This is a genomic window from Endozoicomonas sp. SESOKO3, assembly GCF_024606255.1.
Window position 1 is genome coordinate 1 of sequence record NZ_JAHHPR010000026.1, and the last position, 3,204, is coordinate 3,204.

1 protein-coding gene is annotated in these 3,204 nt (G+C 50.3%); it reads right to left on the reverse strand.

The genetic code is table 11. The features are described 5' to 3' along the window. A partial coding sequence (locus KDK18_RS00350; protein ID WP_257252383.1) for a TcdA/TcdB catalytic glycosyltransferase domain-containing protein occupies positions 1 to 3,204 on the reverse strand: 3,204 nt, incomplete at both ends.

Below are 3,204 nucleotides of genomic sequence, written 5' to 3' on the forward strand. Positions count from 1 at the left end.
GTCTTTCAGGTATTGACTAACAAGCCCGTTGTGATCGATACCTGAGCCTATCAGGTTAACGGTTTTAACCGGGGCATTACCGATCAATTCATTGATTTTTGTTGACAGGTCTGGTGCACTTTGCCCGCTCAGGGTAAATTCCCCGTCTTTGGCTTCACCCAGGCCTACCACATGAATTCGGCTATCACCGTCCAGCAGTTTGCCAATATCGGCACGGTTGACCTTGGCGCCGGTCTCGCCATCTGACCAATCACCGTTGTCAATGATCAGCCAACGGATTGAGTGATCAGTTTGTTGATGATTTTTATATTTGCGAAACAGGTAACGGCTGGCCTTGCTGATAGGGTTATCATCGACAGTCTCCATTTGGAGAACCAGTTGATGACTGTATTGGTTTTTGCTCTGCGGATCCGTTTTTATATAGCTTGTGATATCTTTTTCGTGTCTCCAGATAGCTTCTGCCTCGCTGGAAATGGTATAGCGTTTCCCGGGAGACAACTGAAGAGTATCAAGCATAGCTCGATAGCCTCGACTCCAACCCATTGCAGTCTTGCTTTCCTCTAGTGCGTTATCGCCATTCAGTATTTCATGGCCTTTCGCGAACTTCCATATACCTCCGTATCGATAAAAAACCAATTCCGGGGAACGAAATTTTTTTTTGGTTAAAGATGTTTTTGTATCACGGGCGTCTTTCCAATCTGTCACCTCAGATAATTTAAATTGATCAATCTTCCGGTGATCTGATAAAAGGCTGTTTTGGGCCACCTTCATGGTCAGGTCGCCCTGTGATGCTGCGATAAATAAACCCGGACTGTTTTCCGATGGCAGTTCAATCTCACCGGGAATAATTTTAATTTTTCCCAGAGGCTTAAACAGTTGCGAGGGATCGGCACTCGCTACACGCTGCTCGCTGTCTCTCTTTAACCGGGCGTATTTTTTACCGAACCAGGTGAGATCGTCTGAAACCCACTGTTCTACGGCAGGATCCAGGTCATCAGGAAGGAATTTGCCAAGTCTTTGGATGACCAGCTGGGTCTGTACTGCCTTTACCCTGTCCCAATGCTTTTCGCTGACACCTGAATAATCAATATTCTTGAAAAGATCCTCATGAATGGCTGGCGAAAGGAACGTATCAGAATAAACACCACCAAGAGTGCCAATCACCCTGTTTTTCACCAGTGCACTGGCCGCAGGTTTGTTTCCACGCAACCCCAGCTCCCTGAGATAGTACTTTCTGGCCTCCTGACCCTCTTCCCCATAGGTACTGGTCCAGACCTCATTAATATCTTTGAAGGAAAACTTCGCACTTGGGTAAGAAGACTTTATCTGCTCTGTAAATTGCCGGTAGGATTCCAGCGTCCGGGCTTTTTTACCGTCAATGTCCGTCTTATTGAGGTGGTCCACCAGAAAGTCCTTTACCGCCTGATCAAACGGCTGGCCCTGTGCCATTTTTGACTCTATGGCTTTCCAGGCCTCATCTTGTAACCTCATGAATCCTTTCAGTAAATCCGATTCAAAATCAGACGGATTACCGGGACTGGGTTTATTGGTTAATTCACTGGTCACTGCTTCTTTGAGGGCTTCCCCAAGCAGAGAGGCGAGCATTGCCTGCGGGTCGTACCAGAGGTTTATTTGTAAATCGGACTTTGAATTCGCCGCAATCCATAACCGGATACGATTCAGCTCCCTGACCGTTGGATCAACGCTGACAAAATGCAGTGTTTCAGGGATAGATTTCATGCTGATTTCAAACCAGCTCCGGATGTCTGTAGCCAGTTTCGCAAATTTTTCGCTGGTTTCCAGCGGGTGATGGCCGATCAGGGTGATGAGTTTGTCGTAGACCTCCATTACGGAAATAAAGGTTGATGGAGTAGTCCTGTGGCGAAAGCTATCAAGCGCCGTAAAAGCCGTGAGCAGGCTTTCAAAACGTTTGTTCAGGTCTGCGTTTACGGTGAGTTGATAGTGCAATAACGGCGCAAATTCCTTATGGAATGTCCCGGAGTCAGGAATCAGTTGGTCAATTAATTTTGAGTCTGAACCTTCACCAGGATCAGAATCAGCACGGCGAACCCTGTGTCTTGCCGCCGGTTTGGGCATTTCGGGATACCAGCGCAGTGAGGGCGGCTGAAGACGATCATCCGTTGGCATTCTACCAATGGACGCCAGTTGCAGACGATAGATGCCATTGCCGTCAGGCTCTGCCGTCAGTTCCAGGTGACGTCCCAGGGCGCCATACCCGCTCACCGCCAGACGCACGGATTGGTTGCTGTCTGTCACTGTCGTTTGATTAAACCTTACCCGCATTGGCAGGGTTTCTTTGACCATCACCTGACGGGGGTCTACTACGGGTAACGGTTTTCTGTCCTGTCCCGGATAATGCTTTGGCAAACCAAGGTCAGTACGAATCCGGTTTTTGATTGCGTTGGCATCCTCTTGCGGCGCTATGCCAAGTGCCAGCTGTAATGCCTTCTGTAACTGGTAAAAGAATGGAATACAGGCTGACAGCCACCCGGAACCGAAGGGAATGTCTCCCCGGCCCGGATCAAAATGAATGAGCGTGAAGGTGCCGTTATTGAGGGTCTGGTTAACGGGCGCAATGTCTGTCCGGTTACCCGGAGCATGGTCATGGACAGTGTCATTTTCCACACCATGACGAATGGGTAGATAGGTCAGTGGGCCGGAATCACTGCCGGGGAATGCGCCATCGTGACCGGGGATTATCAGGCTGACATAGTCTCCGGGAATCGTTCTGTTGCGTTCATCGTTGGGGATTTTCAGTAAACCACGGTCGTGTATATCGCCCAGGGTGTCGGGTCTTATCGGAGTCGTTGCGTTGCCCAGCTGTCTCCGGAACTCGTCGGTATTGTTCACCCGGCGCCTGAAAAGATCGCTGGCGTCCACCAGTTGGCGCAGGTCACTGGCGAGGGTCTGGTTACTGGAACTGCTCAGGTAGTCCGGCGTCAGGTAAACTCCTATCCGGTCGTCCAGGGCTGTGAGGGTAAAGAACCTGCCCCGGACGCTGCGGGTGGCGTTGTCAGGGAGCGACGTCTGCTGCTCGGTCAGACCATCGTATTCACCCCGCTGTGCCGTGTCATTTTTTTTCAGTTGCCGAAGGTTTGTCAGGGCCGGATTGCTGGAGTCTCTGGCGCTCAGCCAGTCCAGGCTGTCATCAAGAGCCCTGCGGAAAAACCATTGTTCACTGCG